Source organism: Flagellimonas nanhaiensis (genome assembly GCF_003382275.1).
In the GTDB taxonomy this organism is placed as follows: Bacteria; Bacteroidota; Bacteroidia; order Flavobacteriales; family Flavobacteriaceae; genus Flagellimonas; species Flagellimonas nanhaiensis.
Genome location: NZ_QTJX01000001.1, coordinates 624,200 through 649,112 on the forward strand (window position 1 = coordinate 624,200; position 24,913 = coordinate 649,112).

A 24,913-nucleotide genomic window follows, 5' to 3' on the forward strand; every position below is an offset into this window, starting at 1 on the left:
GATGAATAGGTTAAAAGAAAAAGTTGCTTTGGTTACCGGTGCTGCGGACGGAATAGGTCTAGCGGTCAGCGAAGCTTTTGTAGAAGAAGGAGCGAAGGTGATCATGTGCGACATCAACATAGATAAATGCAATGATGAAGCGGCCATATTGAATGATAATGGAGGAACTACCCGAAGTTATCAATGCGATGTAGGCGTGACAAAAGATGTAGAAAATGTTGTGGCAAAAACCTTGGATGAATTCGGCAGAATAGACATTCTGGTGAATAACGTTGGAGTAGCGATAAGTGGTAATATTACCGAAATGCCCGAAGAAGATTGGGATAAGGTCATGAACATAAACCTAAAAAGTGTCTACAGAGGAATAAAAACAGTACTGCCCCATATGCTACAGAATAAATCGGGGAGCATTATTAACATTTCTTCTGTGCAAGGACACCGGAGTTGGGACGATTGGACGGCCTATGCAAGTTCTAAAGGAGCTATGCTCTCCATGACCAGACAGTTGGCAGGTCAGTTTGGGCAGGAGAACATCAGATTTAATGCAATATCTCCTGGAGCAATTCTAACACCAATGAACAGAAGAAGATTAAAGGAAGAAGGAAGTGAGTTTGTGGAAAAGAGCATAAACCAAGCAGCTATGAAACGATTGGGCACTTCAAAAGAAGTGGCCATGACCGCTGTTTTCTTAGCTTCTGATGAAGCATCGTTTATAACCGGAGAAGATATAAAAGTGGATGGAGGCTTGTGTGTCCTTCCCAGATATTTATAAAAAATTAGAAAATGGATCAAGCATTAAAAGGAATCAAAGTGCTGGATTTTTCCCAGCTACTTCAAGGCCCATTTGCGACGCAGATGTTGGGTGATTTGGGGGCCGATGTCATCAAAATTGAACGCAATGGAAGTGGGGATATTTACCGGGGCATGACATTTTTCAATCAATGGATTGCAGGAGATGAATCACCTTGTTTTATGGCCTGGAACCGTAATAAAAGATCCTTGGCCATAAACATTAAGTCTGAGCAGGGAAAGGAAATCATCTACAAATTGGCCAAAGAGGCTGATATTATTGTAGAGAACTTTCGGCCGGGGGTAATGACAAGATTGGGGTATGGGTATGAAGACCTAAAAAAAATAAACCCGGGAATCATCTACTGTTCTGCAAGTGGTTGGGGAGACAACGGACCTTATCTTACAAGGCCAGGGCAAGATCTCTTGGTGCAGAGCTTGAGTGGCGCTATCATGACCAGTGGCAAGAAGTCTGACGGACCTGTTGCCATCGGTACTGCACTTTGCGATCAGGTAAATGGACTGAATTCGGTATACGCAATTCTGGCTGCGCTTTTCTATAGAGAGAAGACAGGAAAAGGACAGGAAATTAAGACCAATCTGTTGTCCTCGGCCATTGCATTTCAAATGCAGGACTATTTTACCGTTCAGAATTTGGGGCAGACTTTTGAACGACCCGAGTCGAAAATAGGGCATCCAGGGAATCCCGCTCCTTTTGGGATGTATCAGACAAGTGATGGCTATTTGACCATTGCGATGAGTCCTTGGCCCAAACTGGTGGAAGCTTTGGGAGATTCATCCCTGATGGAATACGACGACCCACAACTACTTTTTGATCAAAGGGACAAGATTCATGGCATCATTGAGGCTATTACGGTGACCAAAACCACGGATGAGTGGTTGGAGATTATGTTGGCACTGGACCTATGGGTTGCCAAAGTGAACGACCAAAAAGATGTGGAAAATGACCCACAGGTTATTCACAATAACACTTTTGTCGAGGTGGAACATCCCAAAGCAGGAAAGGTCAAAGTGACCAATATCCCCTTTACGATGAGTGAAACTCCTGGAAAAATCACTAGACCTTCACCCATGATTGGAGAACATGGCGAAGAAATCTTATCAGAATTGGGATATAGTAGGGAAACCATTGAAAATATGATCAATGAAAATATTATCAGTATTGAAAAAGCGTAACAAATGAGACTTTCCATTCTTAAATATCTGGCCGTAGCAACCGCTCTATTGTCTTTGGCATGTAACCAAAAGGAGAAAACCCTAGTAAGCGATGGACCTATGTCTCAAAAAAAATACTTGGGATACGTGGACACCCGTGTTGGCACAGCAGTTAGTATTGCTGACATCACCGTTACTGAAGTAGAGGAACCCATGGGATACGTTTCGCCCATAGTAGGAAACCCATCAGCTTTGACACATTGGACACCACAGACTGCGAGATGGACAGATCGTGTAATTACAGTGCCTGTTCCTTATTGGTACGACCAAGAAAAAATTCAGGGTTTTAGAGGGACTCGCTACCCAAATGGCGCTGTGGTTGGCGATTGGGGGCCTATGTCCATAATGCCAATGACGGGCGATGTAATCATTGATGCAGATGCTCGAGCTTCAAAATTCAGTCATGATAGTGAGGTGGCAAAACCACATTATTATTCGGTCAAATTAGACGATTACGATATAAAAACTGAATTCACTGCAGCTTCTAAAACAGCATTCTTTCAATTTACCTTTCCAGAGTCCAAATCCTCATCGGTGGTGTTCGATGGAGTATACGTACCTGGATACTATAAAGTAATTCCTGAAAGAAATGAGATTGAAGGTTACACGGTAATCGCTGGTCATTTCAAAAACCATTTTGTTGCAAAGTTTGATAAGAAGTTTGAAACATATAATGTGGATTTGCTGCCCAATGTGGTAGACCAAAATTTGGTTCCTGATGGATTTAAGGCAAAATACTATAACAATGACAAATTCGAAGGTGAACCGGCAGTTGTCGTAAACCATTCTAAATTGAATTACAATTGGTTAAAAGAACCTGCCGAAGGTGTTAATGCGGATTTCTTTTCGGTGGAATATACCGCTGCCCTTGTTGCCAGGCACACGGGGGAACATACATTTGAATTGACCACAAAAGATGGCACCCGAATGTATATGGATGATGAGATGGTCATTGACCAGTGGATGTACAGGGCAACGGGTACTAATACCTTTAAGGTAAACCTGACCAAGGGGCAGCAATACAAATTGCGTATTGAATACTATGACGGTTCCAGTACTACCGAGATGCATCTTAGGTGTGCGGAACCAGTGGAGCCAAATCCACAACTAGGTCCTCAAATGGCACTTAAGGGTGCAGATGGCAATGCAGTATTCGTAACGTTCGCTACAAAAGACCAGGAAAAAGTTAAAATGAAGGTAGGAACCTCATTGATCGATATTGAACAAGCCAGAGCTAATATGGATGAAGAGTTTCCCAATTTTGACTTCACCAAAGCCGTAGAAAAAGGTGCCGATGTTTGGGAGAAAGAATTAAACATGATTCAGGTTGAAGGCAGCGAAGAGGACAAAGCTATTTTCTATACCGCTTTGACAAAGTGTTTTGTGAATCCTCGCAATCTAAATGAAAATGGCAGATATTTTAGCCCGTTTGATTACCAGGTACATGAAGGAGGACAAATGTATACCGATTTATCCCTTTGGGATACCTTCAGGTCTTTGCACCCACTATGGGTAATCGTAAAACCTGAAGAAACTACCGATGTCATTAATGGGATGTTGAATGCATACGAAGAAGGTGGTTGGATTCCCAAATGGCCCAACCCATGGTACCGAAGTATTATGATGGGTACTCATGGTGATGCCGTTATTGCAGATGCTTATGTGAAAGGCATAAGAGGTTTTGATACCGAACTGGCTTTTAAAGCCATGCTAAAAAATGCTACAGAAAAGGGAAACCGAGGGTTTTCAGGGCGTGTCGGCATTGAGTATTTCAATGATATTGGCTACGTGCCTACAGATATTTTTGGGTTTTATGGAGAGCCCGTGGCAAGAACTTTGGAATTTTCCTATGATGATTATTGCATTGCACAAATGGCGAAAGCCTTGGGCAAAGATGAGTATTATGATGATTTTATGGAGCGTTCCAAGCGTTACATCAATGTGTTGGATGAGGAAACTGGCTTGGTTAGAGGTAAAAAATTAAATGGGGAATGGCTTCCACCTTTCGATAAGAGCATTAGTGTATGGGCACAGGGAACAGATCATGATACAGAGGTGTATTATAAAAACCACACGTTGTTGGTTCCTCATGATATACCAGGTCTATCAAATTTTATGGGAGGTGATGACAAACTCATTGAGTATCTGGATGACTTTTTTGAGCAAGACATGTACTATGTGGGTGACGAATTTTCAATGCATGCCCCTTATATGTACAATAGTGTTGGAGCACCGTGGAGAACCCAAAGAGTAGTACGTGATATGCTGGCCAAATATTTCTTTAACGATGTGGGCGGATTACCAGGAAATGATGATTGTGGACAGGTATCTTCCTGGTACGTATTTGGAGCAATGGGCTTTTATCCTGCCTTGCCAGGCACCCCGGTTTATGAAATCTGTAGTCCCATATTTAACAAAGCCCAAATCAATGTTGGCAACGGTAAAGTGTTCACGGTAGTAGCTAAAAACAACTCCAAAGAGAACGCCTACATTCAATCGGCAACTTTAAATGGAGAACCTTATAACTCAAGTCAATTGCATCATGATGCAATTATTCAGGGAGGCGAGTTGATTTTTGAAATGGGGCCAGAACCCAATATGAAATGGGGATTGGTCAGGTAGTACGATATAGAATTCAAGGCTATCTTTATTAAATAAAGTTCCTTTTTCTTATCTTGACTTTACAGTCCATAATAGGCGGATTAAATGGACTGTGATGTTTCAATCGATTTTTTGTGTCTAGACTTCAGTATATTCTATTTGTGTTTATAGCTCTCCTATGTCAGGTAATCTTGTCACAAGAGCTTCCCCCAATCCAAAATTTTACTCCAACAGACTACAATTCCGAAAGCCAGAATTGGGCTATATCGCAGACCCCGGACAAAATCATCTATGTGGCTAACAACACCGGCTTGTTGGAATTTGATGGATCTAGATGGACACTACATCCTTCCCCCAACGAATCCATAATCCGTTCTGTAAAAGTGGTGGACAATAGAATTTATACCGGCTGTTACATGGAATTTGGTTTTTGGGAGAAGGGGAATTTGGGAGTGCTGACCTACCATAGTTTATCCGACAGTATCAAGGAAGACTTGTTGAAAGACGAAGAATTTTGGGGAATTCTCGATATGGGTCAATGGATGGTTTTTCAATCTCACAACCGGATTTATACTTACAATATTACAGACGGAACCATTAATAATATAAACTCGGATGTTTTCGTGCCAAAAGTTTTTAAGATTGGCCGCACCGTGTTTTTCCAGAAGATGGGGCAAGGTATCTTTCAAATTAGGAACGGCGAGGAGTTTTTGGTTTATGATGATGAGATGGTTCGCAATGACGAAATCATAAACATTTTTGAAAAAGAACAAGAAATTCTCATTCTCACCCGTAACAATGGGTTTTTTAGAACCAATAACGGATCAATCGAAAAATGGGATACCGGTGTTGACAGTCTTTTGTCTGAAATTAGTCTCTATAGTGCCCTGGAACTGAAAAATGGAAACTATGCACTGGGTACCATTTCCCATGGATTGATTCTTATGGACAATAATGGAAGCCTACTAACAACTTTAGATCAGGGAAGCGAACTTCAGAACAATACCGTTCTTTCTCTTTTTGAAGACATCGACAATAATATTTGGCTGGGACTTGATGTTGGCATTAGTTATGTGAACGTTGGCTCCCCATTTCATGTTTATCCAGACAGTGGAGGCTTGGTAGGGGGTGTATATGCCTCTGCAATTTTTGAAAAAAACCTTTACCTCGGGACCAACCAGGGTCTTTACTTTAAAGAATTGGGAGGAGATAGAGAATTCTCCTTTATAGAAGGAACAGGAGGGCAAGTCTGGTCCTTGACCGTTTTGGATGGCAATCTTTTTTGTGGTCATCATACCGGAACTTTTAGGGTAATCAATGACAAGGTTGAAAAAATTGCGGATGTCCAAGGAACCTGGACGGTTGGAAAAATTGACGACATGCCTAATCTGCTTCTTCAGGGAAACTATGATGGTCTCTATGTTTTGGAATTTCTTAATGGAGCATGGCGTTTGAAGAACAAGATCAATGGATTTGACCACTCTGCGCGATACTTTGAGCTCTACGGGGACAATATTTTTGTTAATCACGAGTACAAAGGAGTCTTTAAAATAGAGGTCAATAAGGACCTTTCTGAAGCTATCGAGGTAAAAAATGACACAGTGATTAGAGGATCTAACTCCGGTATTATAAAATACAAGGACAACTTGTTGTATGCTTATAAAAAGGGGGTTTTTAAGTATGATAGTGGCAAGAACGCATTTATCAAGGATTCATTAATGAGTACGCTCTACACCGAGGAGGAATATGTTTCCGGTAAAATGATTGTGGACTCAAGACAAAGGCTTTGGCTATTTTCTAACTCAAATATCAATTTTGTTTCGGATGGAGGACTGGCAAATACACCAATTATTAGCAGAATTCCTCTTACTGAAGATATGAGGAACGGTATTATTGGGTATGAAAGTGTTACCCCCATGCAGGAAGAGGGAAGATATTTGATAGGAGCACGGTCTGGATACTTCACCGTAGACACAGATAATTTTGGAATAAATGATTTCAATGTAGGAATCAGGACAGTAAAAAAAGCGGATAGGAATCAGAGCGTTTCAGAAAATAACCTATTGGATTCCCATCAGAAAGGTGATTTCAAAAGTGAAGAAAACAGTTTTGAAATAGCATACAATGTTCCGTACTATAACAAATATCTAAGACCCTTATATCAGTATCAACTCATTGGTATTTATCCCAATTGGAGTAAGTGGTCAGAAGAACCCTTTGTCTCATTTGAGAACCTACCTCCTGGGGATTACACCTTTAATGTCCGGGCCAAAATCGGTGATAAGGTCTCTAATAATGTGGCTTCCTATGAGTTCAAGATTGCAAAACCTTGGTATAGATCCAATCTTTTCTTAATACTTTATGTTATTGGAGCAATCCTTGGCTCCATAGCAATTCATGGATCATATAGGCAATATTACCACAAACGTCAACAGAAACTAATAGAGGAGAACCAACGTGAAATGGCGTTGGCAAAAGCACAAAATGAGAAAGAGATCATAAGAATAAAGAACGAACAACTTCAAGAAGAGTTTCGTAGCAAGAGCAATGAATTGGCTGCTTCCACTATGAGTATTATTAAAAAGAACGAATTGTTGTCGAGTATTAAACAGCAGCTTATTTCTAGTGAAGAAGACAAGAATACCGTTAAGCCTATAATTGAAATCATTGATAAAAGCCTTGATCGTAATGATGATTGGGAATTCTTTAAGGAGGCTTTCAACAATGCGGACAGAAAGTTTCTAAAGAAACTTAAAAAAGCCCACCCAGAATTATCACCAAATGACATAAAACTCTGCGCTTATCTTCGTTTGAATTTGTCCTCTAAGGAAATTGCTCCTATGTTCAATATTTCTCCTAGAAGTGTTGAAATTAAGCGTTATCGTCTACGCAAAAAGATGAATCTTACCCAAGATGACAATTTGGTGGACTACATTCTTAAGCTCTAACAGTTTATCTTTTCTGTAAATACCTCAACATTACCTATACAATACCCTGTTCTGGGCATTTACAACAGCTTTTCTTCAAACCCGCTAAAACCCCAGAGAATCTAGGTTTTTAAGAATTTGACAAAAAAAATAGACTTTTTTTAAGGTGTATGCTTTTTGTTGAGGTCTTTTTTAAGGAGTCTACATTTTTTTAAGATAGGTTTAAACTTCTGCAAAGTGGCAGTCTACAATTCTATTTAGACCCCTTTGGCACAGCTCAATTTAAACTAAACATAACTATGAAAAACAATTTGTTCAAATTATTGCTTTTGTTGTTCACGATCGGCACTACCGCCCAGGTAGATAAGGTGGCTGTCGTGAGCAGTGAAGAAGGAACGAAATTGGTAGTCAATGGTGAAGATTTCATGATGAATGGAATGAACTGGGATTATATCCCCATTGGTACCAACACAGTGAACGCCAACTTTTGGAAAAAGTCCGATGATGTCATCAGGGCTGGATTGGACCATGAGATGTCACTCCTTAAGAATATGGGGGTCAATGTAATTCGTCAATATACGGGAGTTCCTGCAAAATGGATCCAGTATATCTACGAAAACTACGGCATTTATACCATGTTGAACCATTCGTTCGGTCGCTACGGATTGACTTTGGATGGCGTTTGGACACCAGTCACCATTTATGACGACCCAACAACCGTGGACTTTTTAATGTCTGAAATGGAAGAATTGGTCAATGGTTACAAAGACACCCCGGGTTTATTACTCTACCTATTGGGTAATGAGAATAACTACGGATTGTTTTGGGCCGGAGCGGAAACTGAGGATTTTCCAGATGACGAAGGAAGAATTCAATTTATTGGAGAAAGTCGTGGTCGTCCCATGTACAGGTTGATGAATGAGGCCGCCAAAAAAATGAAAGCCATGGACCCTTCGCACCCTGTGGCCATTTGTAATGGAGATGTACTGTTCATCGATATTGTAGCAGAGGAATGTAAAGACGTCGACATCTACGGAACAAACACGTATCGCGGGGTTTCTTTTGGCGATATGTTCCAAGTGGTGAAAGACAAATTGAACAAACCGGTAATGTTCACGGAGTTCGGTGCCGATGCATTCAACGCAGTTGAGAATAAAGAAGACCAGTATTCCCAAGCCTATTATATGGTAGGAAACTGGAAAGAGATTTATGAAAACGCTGCAGGATTGGGAAAAGTTGGAAATTCCATAGGTGGATTTACCTTCCAATTCAGTGACGGATGGTGGAAATTTGGTTTTGATGACAGAAAGAATGCAGATGTCCATGACAACAACGCTTCATGGTCCAATGGTGGATATGCCAGGGATTTGGCCTCTCCTGGAGCAAACAATATGAATGAAGAGTGGTTTGGGATATGTGCCAAAGGGGCAACAAATCCGCGTGGTCTTTATGAGCTCTATCCTAGAGCTGCCTATTATGCACTAAAAGAGGCTCACCAGCTAGACCCATATGCTGAAGGAATCGATCAGGCCTTTGTAGAAAACTATTTTGACAATATTGAATTAATGGAAGCTGTGCTTAAAGCACGTGGTGATAAAGCCGCATTGCGGGGGGAGCAAAGTAATCTTCTTCGAATCAGTAACCTTCAGGCAAAGTTCTCCACATTCAGCACAGGCGGTAGTTTAATTACCACACCGGACAATGCTGATCCAGATGACCCAAACACGTTTCCAAACCAACTAGGATTTGATCATATGCAATCCTATTTTGTTGGGATTGAAGGTAACCCTGCTCCCAATATGCGGGCTGAGGTAAATTTCAACATTCTTGGAAATGTTGCCCAGAACCCAATCAACGAAATCTTTTATGAGAATCGGGCAAGGCCTATCACGGTAAGTTCGCCCGAAGGCGATGTTGTACTTAATGACAACAATAGGTTGGCCGTGTACCAAGCTGAATTCGAGTGGAAGGCGAAAGAATTCGATCTTAGAGGTTTTTATAGAACCGGTCACTACCATTGGGGTTACGAAGGTGACTTCTTCGGACTGTATCCAGAAGCCAACTATGGCCCTAACCTTGATATCTATAACGGTGAGATTCTTGGAGTCGAAGTCGACGGCAAAGGCGTCCTAAAGGGGTTGAAAGCGGCCATTGGGCCACAGTTGTGGTGGGGAGCCAACCCTACAATGCTCTTTAAATACAAAAAGCACATTGGAAAGTTCGACGTTACAGGTATTTACCACCGCGATTTTAAAACAGAAATTGTCTTTGACGAAAGTGGACGTCGGGTCTTGGATGCAAATCAGGTACGAAGTGGTGTAATCCCATTTTGGCCAACCGAAAGGGCAACCTTGGCCATTGAAAGAGAGTTCGGCAAGTTTGGGGTCCATCTTGGTGGTATTTGGGCCGGAAACCCTTTGAATGGCAGTACGTTCCAAGATGTAAGAGGTACTCCTGGCAACTATATCGTATATGAAGATGTTATAAACTCAGATGACAATTGGGGTGGTAAAGTAAAGCTTACCTACGAAGGGGGTAAGTTCAATTGGTACGGTCAAGGGGCTGTTATGGGACTTGTCGCCAATGGTGGAGCGGACCAAACCTTGACATTTACAGGTTGGAAATTAAAAGATACCGGAAGCGGAAATCAAGCCAATTTCTTGACCGGATTTACGGTTGCAGCTGGAAATTTCCAGATTGCACCCAACTTTCTCTATCAAAAACCATTGGTAGATCCAATGCCCAACGACGTAAATGCACCCGGACGTCTAAGGAACAATCTTGATGATCCCTTTTCCGTTCGTGGAAACAGAGAGACCACTGCCGGTGAGATTCTCTTGACTTTCGACCCAACTCCTGGCACTTGGATGTACGAGTGGGATAACGATAGAGCAGAGGATGCCAAGTTCGCCATGAATCTTGGATTTGTGTATCGTCACCTTCCTACAACCGTTGATGCACATATTGGTTTCAATGCCGATAGGACCTTCTTTGCTTTCCCAAATTCGGTTCCCGCTGAAGACTTATGGGAAATCCACTCCAGAATGGTTTCCAAAGTAAACTCAGATTTAGGGATTATCGGAAGCTTTTACTATGGAAATGGACAGGCAAACGGAGATAGTGAAAGATTGATCAAACGATTTGGCGGGGATATCAGAGCCATATATAAGAACATGAAATTCCGGACCCATGTAAAGGTCAATGATTGGGGTCCTTTTGATTACCACAGGGATTTCAACCTGACGTATCCATTACAATTGATGCTCGATGTATCAACCACCTTGGGGAAACCAGATTGGTTTATTCTTCCAAGTACTCAAGTGGGTATCCGTGGAACTTGGAGATCACTTGACGAATTTTCTCCAAGGTATTCACCAAACGAAGCTTTGGAATTTGCCAATCAACCTATCATAAGCCCAGTTGGTTTTGACAATGGTAACGAGTGGGAAATCATGACATATATACATATCAATATCGGCAAATAAAAAGACTAAAAAATGAAAAATAAGAATATAATCAGCTTACCATCCATACTTTTTCTCTGCCTGGGTATTGTTGTTTTTTCCAGCTGCGAAAGAGATTTTTCGGATGAAGTGCAATTTGCTACGTTTCCTGCAAATGGCGATGTTTTTATAGATGCCTTTTCAGCAGGATTGGATTACTTCCCTTTTGTGGATGCAGGTGCGGACCCCGAAGCATTTTCAGTGGAGACCAATGATGTTTTTGATGGGGATGCCGCAATGAGGTTCGATGTTCCAGCATTTGGAAACGGCTTTGTTGGGGCTGCGTTTAATACTACGGTTACTAGAGACCTTTCAGGTTTTGATGCGCTTACCTTTTATGCCAAAGGGTCCCAAGCAGCAACCATTGATGCTATTGGATTTGGTATTTCAGCGGAGACCAACAACAAATTTCAAGTAACTGCCAACAACTTGGCGGTAAGCACACGATGGGAAAAATATGTGATTCCTATTCCAGACGCCTCTAAATTGATCAGTGAAACTGGAATGTTTTGGTTGGCAGAAGGAGCATCTTTTGAGGGGGATGAGGGAGGCTACGTATTGTGGTTTGATGAAGTTAGATTTGAAAAATTGGGTACCATCGCCCAACCCAGCCCGGCCATTTTTGCGGGTGAGGATTTATCGCAACTGGCATTTACGGGCTCTAGCCTTACGGTTACAGGGCTTTCCCAGACTTATAATTTGGATAATGGGGTGAACCAAACGGTTGCCGCAGCTCCATCTTACTTCGATTTTTCCTCTTCCGATTCTGGAGTGGCTGTGGTCAACGAATTGGGAGAAGTATCCATTCTAGGAGAAGGCACCACCAATATTACAGCGATTTTGGCCGGAGTTTTGGCAAATGGCTCTTTAGAAGTGACCTCTAGTGGAACGCTTCAAGCAGCACCAGCTCCAACCAGACCGGCAGCTAATGTAAAATCCATATTCAGTGATGCGTATACCAGCGATACCTCGAGCAATTTTTCACCTGGTTTTGGTGGTTCTACAACAGAGACCACGGTTACCTCTACTACTGACGGTGACGTGTTGGTTTATGCCAACAACAATTTCACCGGAATCATCTTTGATAATACAGTTGACGCTTCTGGCTTGACCTTCTTGCATATAGATGTATATATTCAGGAAGCAGGAACCGAGGTTGGGATTCAAATCAGGGATGCAGGGGCCAATCAAACCATTGAAACCGATGTCAATACGGGACTTCCCATTGGGGATGATCGTGATGTTAGGTTTGATATGACTGGGTTGGCAGTAGGGCAATGGACCTCTTTTGAAATTGCTCTTGACGGCGATATTGCAACCCAGAAAAACAACTTGGCGGCACTCATCCTTACCGGCGGACCAAACTTCATATTTGACAACATTTACTTCTATACGGAATAATGGAGGTTTTTAGTAACAGTGAAAAAAATAGAGTTATGAATATAAAATCTAGTGAAACTAAATCAATAAGATCTATGTTCCAGAAATGTTTGGTAGTGGTTGCAGCATGCTGCATTTCTTCTTGTTCTACAGATGAGACACAAACCGTGGCTACGTTTACCAACTTGGTTATGGAGGATAATTTTGATGTCGAGGGTGCCCCTGATAGCTCTTTATGGAGCTATGACATAGGAACCGGAGTCAACGGATGGGGAAATCAGGAATTGCAATACTACACCGATCGTCCAGAAAATGTGAAAGCGGAGAATGGGGTTTTGTTGATTACTGCTCGACAAGAGTCTTTTGAAAATTCTCAGTATACATCCGCGAGACTATTGACAAAAGATAAGTTTGAACAACAATATGGCCGTTTTGAAGCCCGCATTAGGCTACCATACGGACAAGGAATTTGGCCTGCATTTTGGATGTTGGGCGCCGATATTGATGAAAATCCATGGCCAGGAGCCGGGGAGATTGACATCATGGAATATCGAGGTCAGAACCCAACAGTGCTCATTGGTACGGTGCACGGACCAGGTTATTCCGCGGGTGAATCCATTTCCAAGGAATACATTTTGGAGAACGACCGTTTCGATACAGGTTTCCACGTGTTTGGAATTGAGTGGGGTCCGGAATACATCAATTTTTATGTGGATGATGTACTCTACAATCAAATTACACCCGATGATGTACCTGGAACATGGGTGTTCAACAAACCATTTTACATTCTAATGAACTTGGCGGTAGGCGGAACCTTTGTAGGTTCTCCCAATGCTGAAACAGAGTTTCCACAAACCATGTTAGTGGATTATGTAAGAGTGTACGAGAATTAAAAATTAACTAAACTAATTTATACTAGAATGAAACTATTATTGAACAGAGCTAAAGCCATCTTTTTGATAGTGTTGGCCATATCCTATTTGGGATGTGAAGAAGATGATGAAGGGGGTTCCCTTCCTGAGGTTGTTGCTGCCTTTACGCAGACAATTGATGAAGATACGGGAACAGTATCCTTCATAAACATATCGGAGAACGCCCAAAGTTACGAGTGGGATTTTGGGGATGGTACGGTATCTACCGAAATTGACCCGGTCAAAACCTTTACTTCCGGAACATACACGGTTGTTTTAACAGCTTTCAATGTATCTGGAGCATCCAGTACTTTTGAAGATCAATTGACAATAGCCATTCCCCAACCGGTAATGGTGCCGATCACATTCGATGATAGCAATGTCAATTACGATTTCTCGGTATTCAATGGAGCTTCATTTGAAATTGTTGACAATCCAGATGTTTCTGGAACTAATGACAAAAACTCCAAAGTAGGGGCCATTACCAATAGTGGAGCCGAATTTGAAGGATTCTTTTTTAATCTGGGAACCCCAATTGATTTAACAACTGATAAGACTATCAAAATGAACTTCTGGTCAGAATCCGCTGTGGATGTTCTGTTGAAATTGGAAGAAGGTACCGGAGCAGCTACAGAGGTAACGGCAAGTCACGGAGGTTCAGGATGGGAGTTTATTTCATTTGATTTTACATCATCCGAAAGCTATTCAAGACTTACTATGTTTGTAGATGGTCCTGGCACCACTGCAGGAACTTTCTATGTTGATGACGTAATCCAAGAGGGGACCGCTGCACCTGCTTGCACCGAGGAAACCGAACAATCCCTTGATGCGGGAGACTTCAATTTAACTTTCCAAACTGATCCCACTGCCAATATTGTAGATGCAGATGCGGTAATGACAACTATTGCAAACCCTGATACGGACAATGCAGTGAACCCTTCATGCCAGGTGGGTCAGGTAGACCGAAATGGAAGTGCCTTGTTTGCGAACAATCAGATTGAATTCAGCTCAAAATTTGATTTCAATGCTAATTCAGGATTCAAGCTCAAGGTTTGGGCACCTACTGCAGGTACCAACGTGCTGGTAAAACTAGAGGACAAAGCTGATGCCAATATCAATGTGGAAGTAGGTGCGGTAACTACCCAAGCTGGTGCATGGGAGGAATTGACCTTTGATTTTGACAGCAGTGAAAGCGATAAATATGATAAAATCATTCTTTTCTTTGAATTGAACACCAACACTACAGAAACATATTTCATTGATGATTTTATGTTGTACAGCGGTGGGGGAACAGGAGGAAACGCACCGACCACATCGGCACCTGTACCTCCGGCTAGGGACGCTGCGGACGTGATCTCCATTTATGGTGGAAGCTATATGAACATCACAGGAATCAACTATAACCCCGATTGGGGACAGTCCGGTCTGGCGTTCGTGAACACGGACTATGACCCGGGCGATGGCAACCTTGCCCTGGCCTACCCGACCTTCAACTACCAGGGGACGGACTTTTCGGGCAATGCCCAGGACGCCTCTTCAATGGAGTTCCTCCATGTTGACATCTGGGTGCCCAGCGGTACGGACCGTCAGGTAAAGGTCAGCCCCATCAACAGTGGCACCGGAGCGGGCGAGGTACTTGTGGAGGTACCGTTGACCCCTGGATCATGGAACAGCGTGGACCTTCCGATCGGTGACTTCACGGGAATGACCTGGGACGAGGTGGTACAGCTGAAGTTTGATGGCCAGTTCAATGGTGACGGCAGTGCTAACACGGACCCGCACGACATCTACCTGGACAACATCTATTTCTATAGGGAGCCCAGCAGTGGCGGCAGTGCACCCACGACCTCGGCACCCGTACCCCCGGCTAGGGACGCGGCTGACGTGATCTCCATTTATGGTGGAAGCTATATGAACATCACCGGGATCAACTATAATCCTGATTGGGGACAGTCCGGTCTGGCGTTCGTGAACACGGACTATGACCCGGGCGATGGCAACCTTGCCCTGGCCTACCCGACTTTCAACTACCAGGGGACGGACTTTTCGGGCAATGCCCAGGACGCCTCTTCAATGGAGTTCCTCCATGTTGACATCTGGGTGCCCAGCGGTACGGACCGTCAGGTAAAGGTCAGCCCCATCAACAGTGGCACCGGAGCGGGCGAGGTACTTGTGGAGGTACCGTTGACCCCTGGATCTTGGAACAGTGTGGACCTTCCGATTGGCGACTTTACGGGGATGACCTGGGACAGTGTGATCCAAATGAAGTTCGATGGTCAGTTCAACGGGGACGGCAGTGCGAACACGGACCCTCACGACATCTACCTGGACAACATCTATTTCTATAGGGAGCCCAGCAGTGGCGGCAGCGCACCCACGACCTCGGCACCTGTACCTCCGGCTAGGGACGCTGCGGACGTGATCTCCATTTATGGTGGAAGCTATATGAACATCACAGGAATCAACTATAACCCCGATTGGGGACAGTCGGGATTGGCGTTCGTCAACACGGACTATGACCCGGGCGATGGCAATCTGGCCCTGGCCTACCCGACCTTCAACTACCAGGGGACGGACTTTTCGGGCAACGCCCAGGACGCCTCTTCAATGGAGTTCCTCCATGTGGACATCTGGGTGCCCAGCGGTACGGACCGTCAGGTAAAGGTCAGCCCCATTAACAGCGGCACCGGAGCGGGCGAGGTACTTGTGGAGGTACCGTTGACCCCTGGATCATGGAACAGTGTGGACCTTCCGATTGGTGACTTCACGGGGATGACCTGGGACAGTGTGATCCAAATGAAGTTCGATGGTCAGTTCAATGGGGACGGTAGTGCAAACACGGACCCGCATGACATCTACCTGGACAATATCTATTTCTATAGAGCTGCTGGTGGTGGCGGTGGAGGTTGCCCAGCACCTCCAAGTGGTGAACTATTATCAAATGGCGGTTTTGAAGCGAATTCAGGAGATGGTGCCTGCTGGCAACTAAATGATGGGGGTGGAGCAGTAACTGTTATCGGCACTGATGCAAATACAGGCACATATTCGGCAAGATTAACCTCGGGTCCTGCTCAAGTACCTAACATTAAACAAGAACGATTTGCAGGAACTATAGCTGGCAATCAAGGTGTTCAAGTGACATTTAGATATAAAATTACAACGGCCTTTGTAGATGGTGCAATATTGCAAGTATTGGCATTCTCGGAATTTACAACAGACCCTGCTGTCGCACATGATCTAGGTAACGCTACTGACGTAAGTACCGTTGATGTTTGGCAGACGTATACAGGTACGTTCACAACCGATGCCAATATTGAAGAGGGTATATCCCTACTTATCCAAGCTACGTGTGGTGGAGCGGGTACTTGCGCAGGCGAGGTGCTCATAGATGATGTTGTAGTGACGGAAATCTAATAGTTAAACGACGTTGTTCTTAATTGGTTAAGAATAATATGATGAATTAGAAAATTGATGGTAGTTGAACACGTCGGTCTGGATGTCTGACGTGTTCGACCCAATAATCAAATCGATTTAGCAGTCTTTATGCAGAGTATTTTTAAGGAGAAAAAGGAAATGGAATTTGTGGAGATTGGAAATGAACTTTACTTTAAGATTTCCAATAGCGATGCGTTGCGTGCTTTTTTCATGAGTATTGTTAGTGATTCTGACCACTGGATGTTTGTTTCAAGTAACGGAGGGCTTACTGCGGGAAGAAAAAATACAGAATATGCTCTTTTTCCGTATTACACGGACGACAAAATCGCGGAATCAACAGAGATTACAGGAAGCAAAACCATATTCAGGGTTCGTAAAGCTGGCACGGAAAACCTATGGGAACCATTTTCCGATAGAATGGAAGGGCTGTATCGATTAACAAGAAATCTTTATAAAAGCATCTATGGTAATAAGATTCTGTTTGAAGAAGTAAACCATGATCTGGGACTTTCGTTCAGGTATGAGTGGAGTTCAAGTGATGTTTATGGATTTGTCCGGAATTGCACACTTATAAATCATTCATATGATCAGGTGAATATTTCGGTTTTAGATGGAATCCAGAATATTTTACCATATGGAGTTGGTAGCGATCTTCAGAACAGACAGAGCAATTTGGTTGATGCCTATAAAAGGTCCGAACTTCTCAAGGATTCTGGTCTCGGAATCTATGCCCTTAGTGCCATTATCGTAGATAAAGCCGAACCTAGCGAGGCGTTGAAGGCAAATACAGTATGGTCTTTTGGTTTGGAAGATGGAAAACGTCTTCTTTCTTCACTTCAACTATCAAATTTTAGAAACGGGGTTGCAATTCAACCGGAATATGATATCAAAGCAGAAAAGGGTGCATATTTTATTCAATCCGAAATCGATTTAAAACCCAAGGAAGAAAAAGAATGGATGTTTGTGGCCAACGTTAATCAGAATCATTCAAGCATCATCAGAATTGCCAAACAAATACAGCAAGATGAAAATTTATCCAAACAGGTAAAACAGGATATTGAAAAAGGAACGCAAAACTTGGTGCAGTTGGTTGCTGCGTCGGATGGATTGCAAATGTCCCAAGATGAGCTTCGAGATACCAGACATTTTTCCAATACCCTTTTTAATATCATGAGGGGTGGAATCTTTGACGATAACTATGTTATTGAAAAGTGGGATTTCTCCAATTATCTATCCAAGGCCAACAAAGCAATCTATGAGGACTCAAAAGAGATTATTCAAAAGCTTCCGGACAGTTTTTCGATAGCTACGATAAATGAAATAGCGGATGGGAGCGGTGATGCTGATTTCAAACGGCTTTGTGTGGAATATATGCCACTAAAGTTTAGTAGAAGGCATGGGGATCCCAGTAGGCCGTGGAACCGATTCTCCATAAACCTACGAGATGAGGATGGTTCTAAAATTTTGGACTACGAGGGAAACTGGAGGGATATCTATCAAAATTGGGAAGCCTTGGCACATTCCTATCCTGAATATGTGGATGGTATGATCTTTAAATTCCTAAATGCAAGCACATTTGACGGCTATAACCCCTACAGGATTACGAAAGATGGCTTTGATTGGGAAATTATTGAACCCGATGATCCATGGTCCTATATTGGATATTGGGGAGATCATCAGATTATCTATCTCTTGAAGTTTTTAGAATTTTTGGAAAACCACAAACCAGGAAAATTGGAATGCTATTTTGATGAGAGCGTGTTTGTTTATGCCGATGTTCCATACAGAATCAAGAGCTACCAAGATGTTCTTAAGAATCCAAAGGATACCATTGATTTTGATCATGATACTGATGCCAAAATTCGAAATAAAAGAGATGAAATTGGAGCTGATGGAGCTTTGCTTTGCGATAGCAATGATACTATTCATAGGGTCAATTTTATAGAAAAGATTTTGGCCACTGTGCTGTCAAAACTATCAAACTTTATTCCAGAAGCCGGTATTTGGATGAATACCCAGCGTCCTGAATGGAACGATGCCAACAATGCTCTGGTGGGTAATGGAGTTTCCATGGTGACATTATATTACTTGAGAAGGTTCCTGAAGTTTTTTCAGCAGGTTTTAGGGACTTCGAGCTTTACTGAGGTGAAGATTTCTTCAGAACTGGCCAAGTTTTTCAATGATATTTCCGAAACTTTCCACAAACATGGATCAAAGCTTTCTGAAAAGATTGATGACAAGCTTCGCAAACAAATTATGGATGCCCTTGGTCAATCAGGAAGTGAGTATCGACTGCGTATTTACACGAATCAATTTTCTGGCGAAAAGGAGTTTGTATCCCGAGAGGCACTCAATCAGTTTGTTGGTCTAAGCCTGCAATTTTTGGAACATTCCATTGAATGCAATAAAAGGAATGATGGCATGTATCATGCATATAACTTGATGCATGTGGAAAATGACCATGAAGTTTCCATTGCTCACTTAAGTGAAATGTTGGAAGGTCAAGTTGCCGTGCTGAGTTCGGGCTATTTGAACTCTAGACAAGCCGTTCAAGTATTAGATGGCCTAAAGGCAAGCAATCTATTCAGGCCAGACCAATATAGCTATCTGCTCTATCCAGAGAAGGAATTGCCATTGTTCATGGAAAAGAACAAAATACCTAAAGATTCCTTGGAAAGTATAGGATTGTTTCAGCAATTGTTAACCGATGGCAATCTACTTATAGTAGAGAAGGACATTACAGGTGATGTCCATTTCAATGGGAACTTTAAAAACGGCAAAGATTTGGAAAATGCCCTCGCGAGGCTTTCAGAAACAAAATATGCGGAGCAACTGGCTGATGATAAAGAAAAAGTTCTACAAGTTTTTGAAGATATATTCGATCATAAGTCCTTTACGGGCAGATCTGGAACCTTTTATGGTTATGAAGGACTTGGTTCCATTTACTGGCATATGGTATCCAAACTTTTATTGGCAGTTCAGGAATGCTGTCTAAAAGCAATCGAAGAAGGAGAAAATGAGGAAATCGTAGGGCGACTTCTGGAACATTTTTATGAAATCGACGAGGGTATCGGGGTACACAAATCACCATCGCTTTATGGTGCATTTCCAACCGACCCTTATTCTCATACTCCAAAGGGCAAAGGAGCGCAACAACCCGGTATGACTGGTCAGGTAAAGGAGGATATTTTAAGTAGGTTTGGAGAACTTGGGGTTTTTGTAAAAGAAAAGAGACTGTACTTTAATCCGTGTCTTCTTCGAAAAGAGGAATTTTTGACTGTTCCCAAGACCTTTGGCTATGTGCATATCAACTCGGAACAAAGAACAATTGAGTTGAAAAAAGATTCACTTTGTTTTACCTACTGCCAAACCCCGATAGTCTATAAAATATCCGATGAAGAAGGTCTGGAGGTTGTCCAAGAAGATAGCTCTTCATTATTTTTTAAAGACTTGTGGTTGGATGAATCAACAAGCAAGAAAATATTTGAAAGAACAGGAGAAATCAGTTTGATCAATGTAAATATCAGTGAAAAGAAATTAAGATGAGGACAAAAAGTGAACACTATGAAATCGATTATAACATTTACAGTGATTGCAATGGCCTTGGTCGTTTGCAATTCGTGTAAGGAGTCAAATGACAAAAAGCAAACACATCAATCCCAAATACAAAAACAAGTGACAGCTAAGGATATTTTAGGCAATCCAGATTATCTGGCAATTTCTTATGGAGGATATAGAAAGGTTACCAGAGAGATACAACCCAGCATTGATGAGCTTAAAGAGGATATGAGGATTCTTTCTGCAATGGGAATCAAAATAGTAAGAACCTACAATGTACAATTGGACCAAGCTTCAAATTTGCTCAAGGCAATACGCCAACTTAAAACAGAAGACCCAGAATTTGAGATGTACGTGATGTTGGGTGCGTGGATCGACTGTAAAAATGCATGGACAGGCCTGGAGCCGGACCATTATTCAGAAAGTGAAAAAAACGAAGGAGAAATAGCCAGGGCCGTGGCTTTGGCGAATGAATATCCGGATATCGTGAAAATTCTTGCTGTGGGCAATGAGGCCATGGTAAAATGGGCAACAAGTTATTATGTGCAACCCTGGGTGATCCTTAAGTGGGTGAACCATCTTCAAGAGTTAAAGAAAGAAGGAGAATTGTCCAAGGACCTTTGGATAACCAGTTCGGATGATTTTGCTTCATGGGGAGGGGGAGAGTCCAGTTACCATACCGAAGATTTGGAAAAGTTGGTAAAGGCCGTTGATTATATTTCCATGCACACCTATGCCTATCATAATACCCATTACAACCCAGAGTTTTGGTGGATTCCAGAGGATGAAGAGGAACTTTCGGACATGGGAAAGATTGAAGCGGCCATGCTTAGGGCCAAAGCTTTTGCTATGTCACAATACGACTCTGTGTCGAATTATGTCAAAAGTTTGGGAGTGGATAAGCCTGTTCATATCGGTGAAACTGGATGGGCAACCATATCCAGTGGGCAGTACGGACCAAAGGGCTCCAAGGCTACGGATGAATTTAAGGAAGCACTATATCATAAGCATATTAGGGAATGGACCAATAGTGAGGGAATATCTTGCTTCTATTTTGAGGCCTTTAACGAAAAGTGGAAAGACGCTCAGAACAAAAATGGTTCAGAGAACCACTTTGGTTTATTTACCTTAGAGGGACAAGCAAAATATGCCCTATGGGATATGGTGGACAATGGAATTTTTGAAGGCTTGACACGGAATGGAAACCCAATCGGTAAAACATATAATGGGGAGATAGAGGCATTGATGGAAGATGTCTTGACTCCACCCTTGAAAAAGGAGCAAGCTGTTCACTGATAATAACTACATGGATTAGAATCCATGTCGATATAAGATACAACTAATCAATAATGTGTAACTAAAATCAACCCATTATGTCAAACGTAAAAACTATCAAAACAGATATAGTCCCATTAGGGCAGAAAGCCGCTTTTGGAGCAGGACATTTGGTTTTGAACCTGTACCCTGGAGCCTTGGGGTTCTTTATGTTCTTCTTACTGACCGCTTTTGGTATGGATCCTTTCTTGGCAGGACTGTTAGGTGGATTGCCTCGATTTTTTGATGCAATTACCGATCCTATTATGGGATTCATTTCGGACAACACCAGCTCCAAATGGGGCAGAAGGCGACCCTATATTTTTGTTGGGGGTATCATAAGTGCCATTACATTTGTTCTGCTTTGGCAACTTGATGAAAACAACTCTTCAGACTATAATTTCTGGTATTTCCTGATTATGTCCATGGTTTTTCTTATCGGAAATACCATGTTTGCCACTCCTTTGGTTGGTTTGGGCTACGAAATGACCTCTGATTATAACGAAAGGACGCGTTTAATGGCATTTTCACAAACTGTTGGTCTGTTGGCCTGGGTAATTGTACCTTGGTTTTGGGTAATCATTGCCGATCCTGATATTTTTAGCAATCAAGCGGAAGGTGTACGCACCATGGCAATTTATGTTGGAGTGGCTTGTTTGCTACTAGGACTTTTGCCTGCGATTTTTTGTAGAGGAATAGATGCTTCCCATATGGGAAATAGGAGAAAGTTAACCCTTACCAGCATATTTAGTAATTTAAAGGACTTGTTCGGCAGTATAAAAGAGGCCGTAAAGAACAAACCTTTTATGAAATTGTGTGGCGCTACTTTTTTGGTGTTCAATGGTTACCAAATTGTGGCATCCTTTAGTTTTTTCATTTTTGTTTTTTACATTTTTAATGGTAGTTATGAAGCCACTTCAACTTGGCCGGCTTGGTTTAGCTCCATTGGGGCATTTGTTTCGGCATTTTTGGTGATTCCGATTGTATCGGCGATGGCCACAAAATGGGGAAAAAAGAAAGCTTTTATCATTTCAACCGCGCTGTCCATTGTTGGATATTTGCTGAAATGGTGGGCATTTACTCCCGATAATATTTGGCTTTCTTTTATTCCAATTCCATTAATGTCATTTGGTTTAGGAAGCTTGTTCACATTGATGATGAGTATGACCGCTGATGTCTGTGACCTGGATGAACTTCTTAACGGTATGCCCAGGAAGGAGGGTACTTTTGGAGCCTTGTACTGGTGGGTGGTAAAACTAGGACAAGGATTGGCACTAGTTCTGGGAGGTCTTGTATTAAAGGTGATCGGATTCGATGGAAATGCGGCCACCCAAACAACAGATACCTTGACCAAACTGAGAATTGCAGATATCATCATTCCGGTCGTCACAGCTGCATTGGCCATTTGGGTGATGTGGAAATATAGCCTATCCGAAGAAAGGGCGAAAGAAATTAAAGCGCAACTCGAAGAAAGAAGAGGAGTATTATAATGTACAAGAAGATAAACAGAAAAAGATAATACGATGTCAACAAAAATTATAATTCTATCAATAGGGGTTTTGCTAGTTCTGATTGCCATTTTGGGCAATATAAAGGGAAAATCAGACAAGGGAATTCTTAGCAGTAAACTGGTGCTGTCCTTTGGAATCATCGGAGTACTTATGATTATATACGGGAGCTATTCCTCTGAGCTTATCAACTACAATACCCAAATGGAGCAAGTCTCCATAGGAAACAAGTTAAAGATTGAAGGACCCGTTGAAACCGTAAAAGTTGTTTCTCCCATAGACAAAGATTCGGTGGATTGTCGCATTTTGACCATGGGGGTTTATCCCAAAGGGCATAAGAAAGATATATGGGTGATTATTAGGCCAACCGATGATAGATATTATCCGCAATCCGACCACACAAATACATCTTATAAAAGAGATGGAGAGTGGCAAGTAGTTACCCGTTTCGGAGGTGATTTGGGTGAACCCTATGACTTGATCATTTATGAGACAGATGCTTCAGCTTCATCATTTTTCAGTGCTACTATAGCAAAATGGAAAGAAGTAGATGATTATCCTGGATTGCAATTGGCGGAAATGCCCGCTGGAGCCAAAGAGGTGGAACGCTTGGTGATTTATACAAGGAAAAACTGCAGGGGGGTTTTCTAGGCTTCCGTGCGCTTAAAGTATAAAGAGAAAGCACAGCGGAAAACTTTAGTAACTTAGAACAAATACGAACAACCAACAACAAACAACATGTCTTCAGGGAGAAAAGAGAAATTTTTATCATTGGCTGCTCTTGAATATGACGGCAAATCAGTAAGGGAGCTCAAAAAGTTGAGCAAAGAGGTTTTGAACAATGGCATGCACGGTCTTTGCTTTAGTACCTATGGAGAAGGTCAAAAGCCCGGAGATCAGATTACTGAGGAGCAAATTCGCCGAAGAATGGAAATCATTAAACCTTATACCCAATGGATAAGGTCTTTCTCATGTACAGATGGCAATGAACTAATTCCAAAAATTGCAAAGGAATATGGTATCAAGACCTTAGTCGGAGCTTGGCTCGGCAATGATTCAAAAATCAATGAGCGAGAAGTTGCGGGATTGATTTCTTTGGCCAACGAAGGACATGTGGACTTGGCAGCCGTTGGGAATGAGGTGATGTACAGGGGTGATTTAACCGAAGAAGAACTCTTGGACTTCATTTATTTGGTCAAGGATGCCATTCCGGAAACCACTGTTGGGTACGTGGACGCATACTATGAATTTGTAGAGCGACCTAGGATTACCGAAGCCTGCGACGTGATACTGGCCAACTGCTATCCCTTTTGGGAAGGGTGTGATCTGGATTATTCCTTACTGTACATGAAGGATATGTACAATGGAGCGCTCAAGGCCGGAAAAGGAAAGAAAGTCATTATATCCGAGACAGGCTGGCCAAGCAAGGGAACCAATCTGGAAGGAGCTTATCCGTCCTACGAAAATTCACTCAAGTATTTTATCAATACCCAGAAATGGGCCAAGGAGGATGATATTGAAATTTTCTACTTCTCATCGTTTGATGAACCGTGGAAAGTTGGAGCCGAAGGTGATGTAGGTGCCTATTGGGGCCTATGGGACAAAAATGAAAAATTGAAATTCTAAACCCGTCCCAATTCTTCACTTCCCAATTACAAAAGCTATCAAACAAGATTTTTTTAGCTTTTGTGGTTTTCCATTTTTATGATTCCTTCTAGGGTCGTAATTTTTCTTCATTTCTCAAATATTGA

General features: G+C 42.3%; 13 protein-coding genes. All 13 read left to right on the forward strand.

The genetic code is table 11. The annotated features are described in order from the left end of the window. Window position 1 precedes the first annotated feature (1 nt). The 13 genes from DX873_RS02935 (at window position 2) to DX873_RS02995 (ending at window position 24,788) form a co-directional block, all read left to right on the forward strand. Window positions 2-772 carry an SDR family NAD(P)-dependent oxidoreductase gene (locus DX873_RS02935; RefSeq protein WP_116183024.1) on the forward strand — a complete coding sequence of 257 codons (771 nt, stop codon included), beginning with the start codon at window positions 2-4 and terminating at the stop codon, window positions 770-772. A gap of 11 nt (window positions 773-783) precedes the next feature. Beyond that, entirely contained in the window at window positions 784-1,986 is a 1,203-nt protein-coding gene (locus DX873_RS02940) for a CaiB/BaiF CoA transferase family protein (protein WP_116183025.1), read from the forward strand. A gap of 3 nt (window positions 1,987-1,989) precedes the next feature. Next, on the forward strand, window positions 1,990-4,647 hold the full coding sequence (locus DX873_RS02945) for a GH92 family glycosyl hydrolase (protein WP_116183026.1): 2,658 nt from the start codon (window positions 1,990-1,992) through the stop codon (window positions 4,645-4,647). Between the two features lie 113 nt (window positions 4,648-4,760). Continuing rightward, window positions 4,761-7,574, forward strand: a complete 2,814-nt coding sequence (locus tag DX873_RS02950; RefSeq protein WP_147296594.1) for a triple tyrosine motif-containing protein — start codon at window positions 4,761-4,763, stop codon at window positions 7,572-7,574. Between the two features lie 278 nt (window positions 7,575-7,852). Next, a complete protein-coding gene (locus DX873_RS02955) occupies window positions 7,853-11,038 on the forward strand; it encodes a glycoside hydrolase family 2 TIM barrel-domain containing protein (RefSeq protein ID WP_116183028.1) in 3,186 nt (1,061 codons plus the stop codon). A gap of 12 nt (window positions 11,039-11,050) precedes the next feature. Further along, window positions 11,051-12,457: a glycosyl hydrolase family 16 gene (locus DX873_RS02960; RefSeq protein WP_116183029.1), complete on the forward strand. Its 1,407-nt coding sequence runs from the start codon at window positions 11,051-11,053 to the stop codon at window positions 12,455-12,457. A gap of 35 nt (window positions 12,458-12,492) precedes the next feature. Beyond that, a complete protein-coding gene (locus DX873_RS02965) occupies window positions 12,493-13,329 on the forward strand; it encodes a glycoside hydrolase family 16 protein (RefSeq protein WP_116183792.1) in 837 nt (278 codons plus the stop codon). A gap of 27 nt (window positions 13,330-13,356) precedes the next feature. Further along, window positions 13,357-16,761, forward strand: coding sequence for a PKD domain-containing protein (locus DX873_RS02970; RefSeq protein WP_116183030.1), 3,405 nt, complete (start codon window positions 13,357-13,359; stop codon window positions 16,759-16,761). Window positions 16,762-16,890: 129 nt separating this feature from the next. Then, entirely contained in the window at window positions 16,891-20,328 is a 3,438-nt protein-coding gene (locus DX873_RS02975) for a hypothetical protein (protein ID WP_116183031.1), read from the forward strand. 18 nt (window positions 20,329-20,346) lie between these two features. Next, window positions 20,347-21,636 (forward strand): glycosyl hydrolase family 17 protein, encoded by a 1,290-nt coding sequence (locus DX873_RS02980; RefSeq protein ID WP_116183032.1) that lies wholly within the window; start codon window positions 20,347-20,349, stop codon window positions 21,634-21,636. Window positions 21,637-21,713: 77 nt separating this feature from the next. Next, complete coding sequence (locus tag DX873_RS02985) at window positions 21,714-23,144, forward strand: MFS transporter (protein WP_116183033.1); 1,431 nt, start codon at window positions 21,714-21,716, stop codon at window positions 23,142-23,144. 33 nt (window positions 23,145-23,177) lie between these two features. Next, entirely contained in the window at window positions 23,178-23,813 is a 636-nt protein-coding gene (locus tag DX873_RS02990) for a hypothetical protein (protein WP_116183034.1), read from the forward strand. A gap of 87 nt (window positions 23,814-23,900) precedes the next feature. Next, window positions 23,901-24,788 carry a glycoside hydrolase family 17 protein gene (locus DX873_RS02995; RefSeq protein WP_116183035.1) on the forward strand — a complete coding sequence of 296 codons (888 nt, stop codon included), beginning with the start codon at window positions 23,901-23,903 and terminating at the stop codon, window positions 24,786-24,788. Window positions 24,789-24,913: the final 125 nt, after the last annotated feature.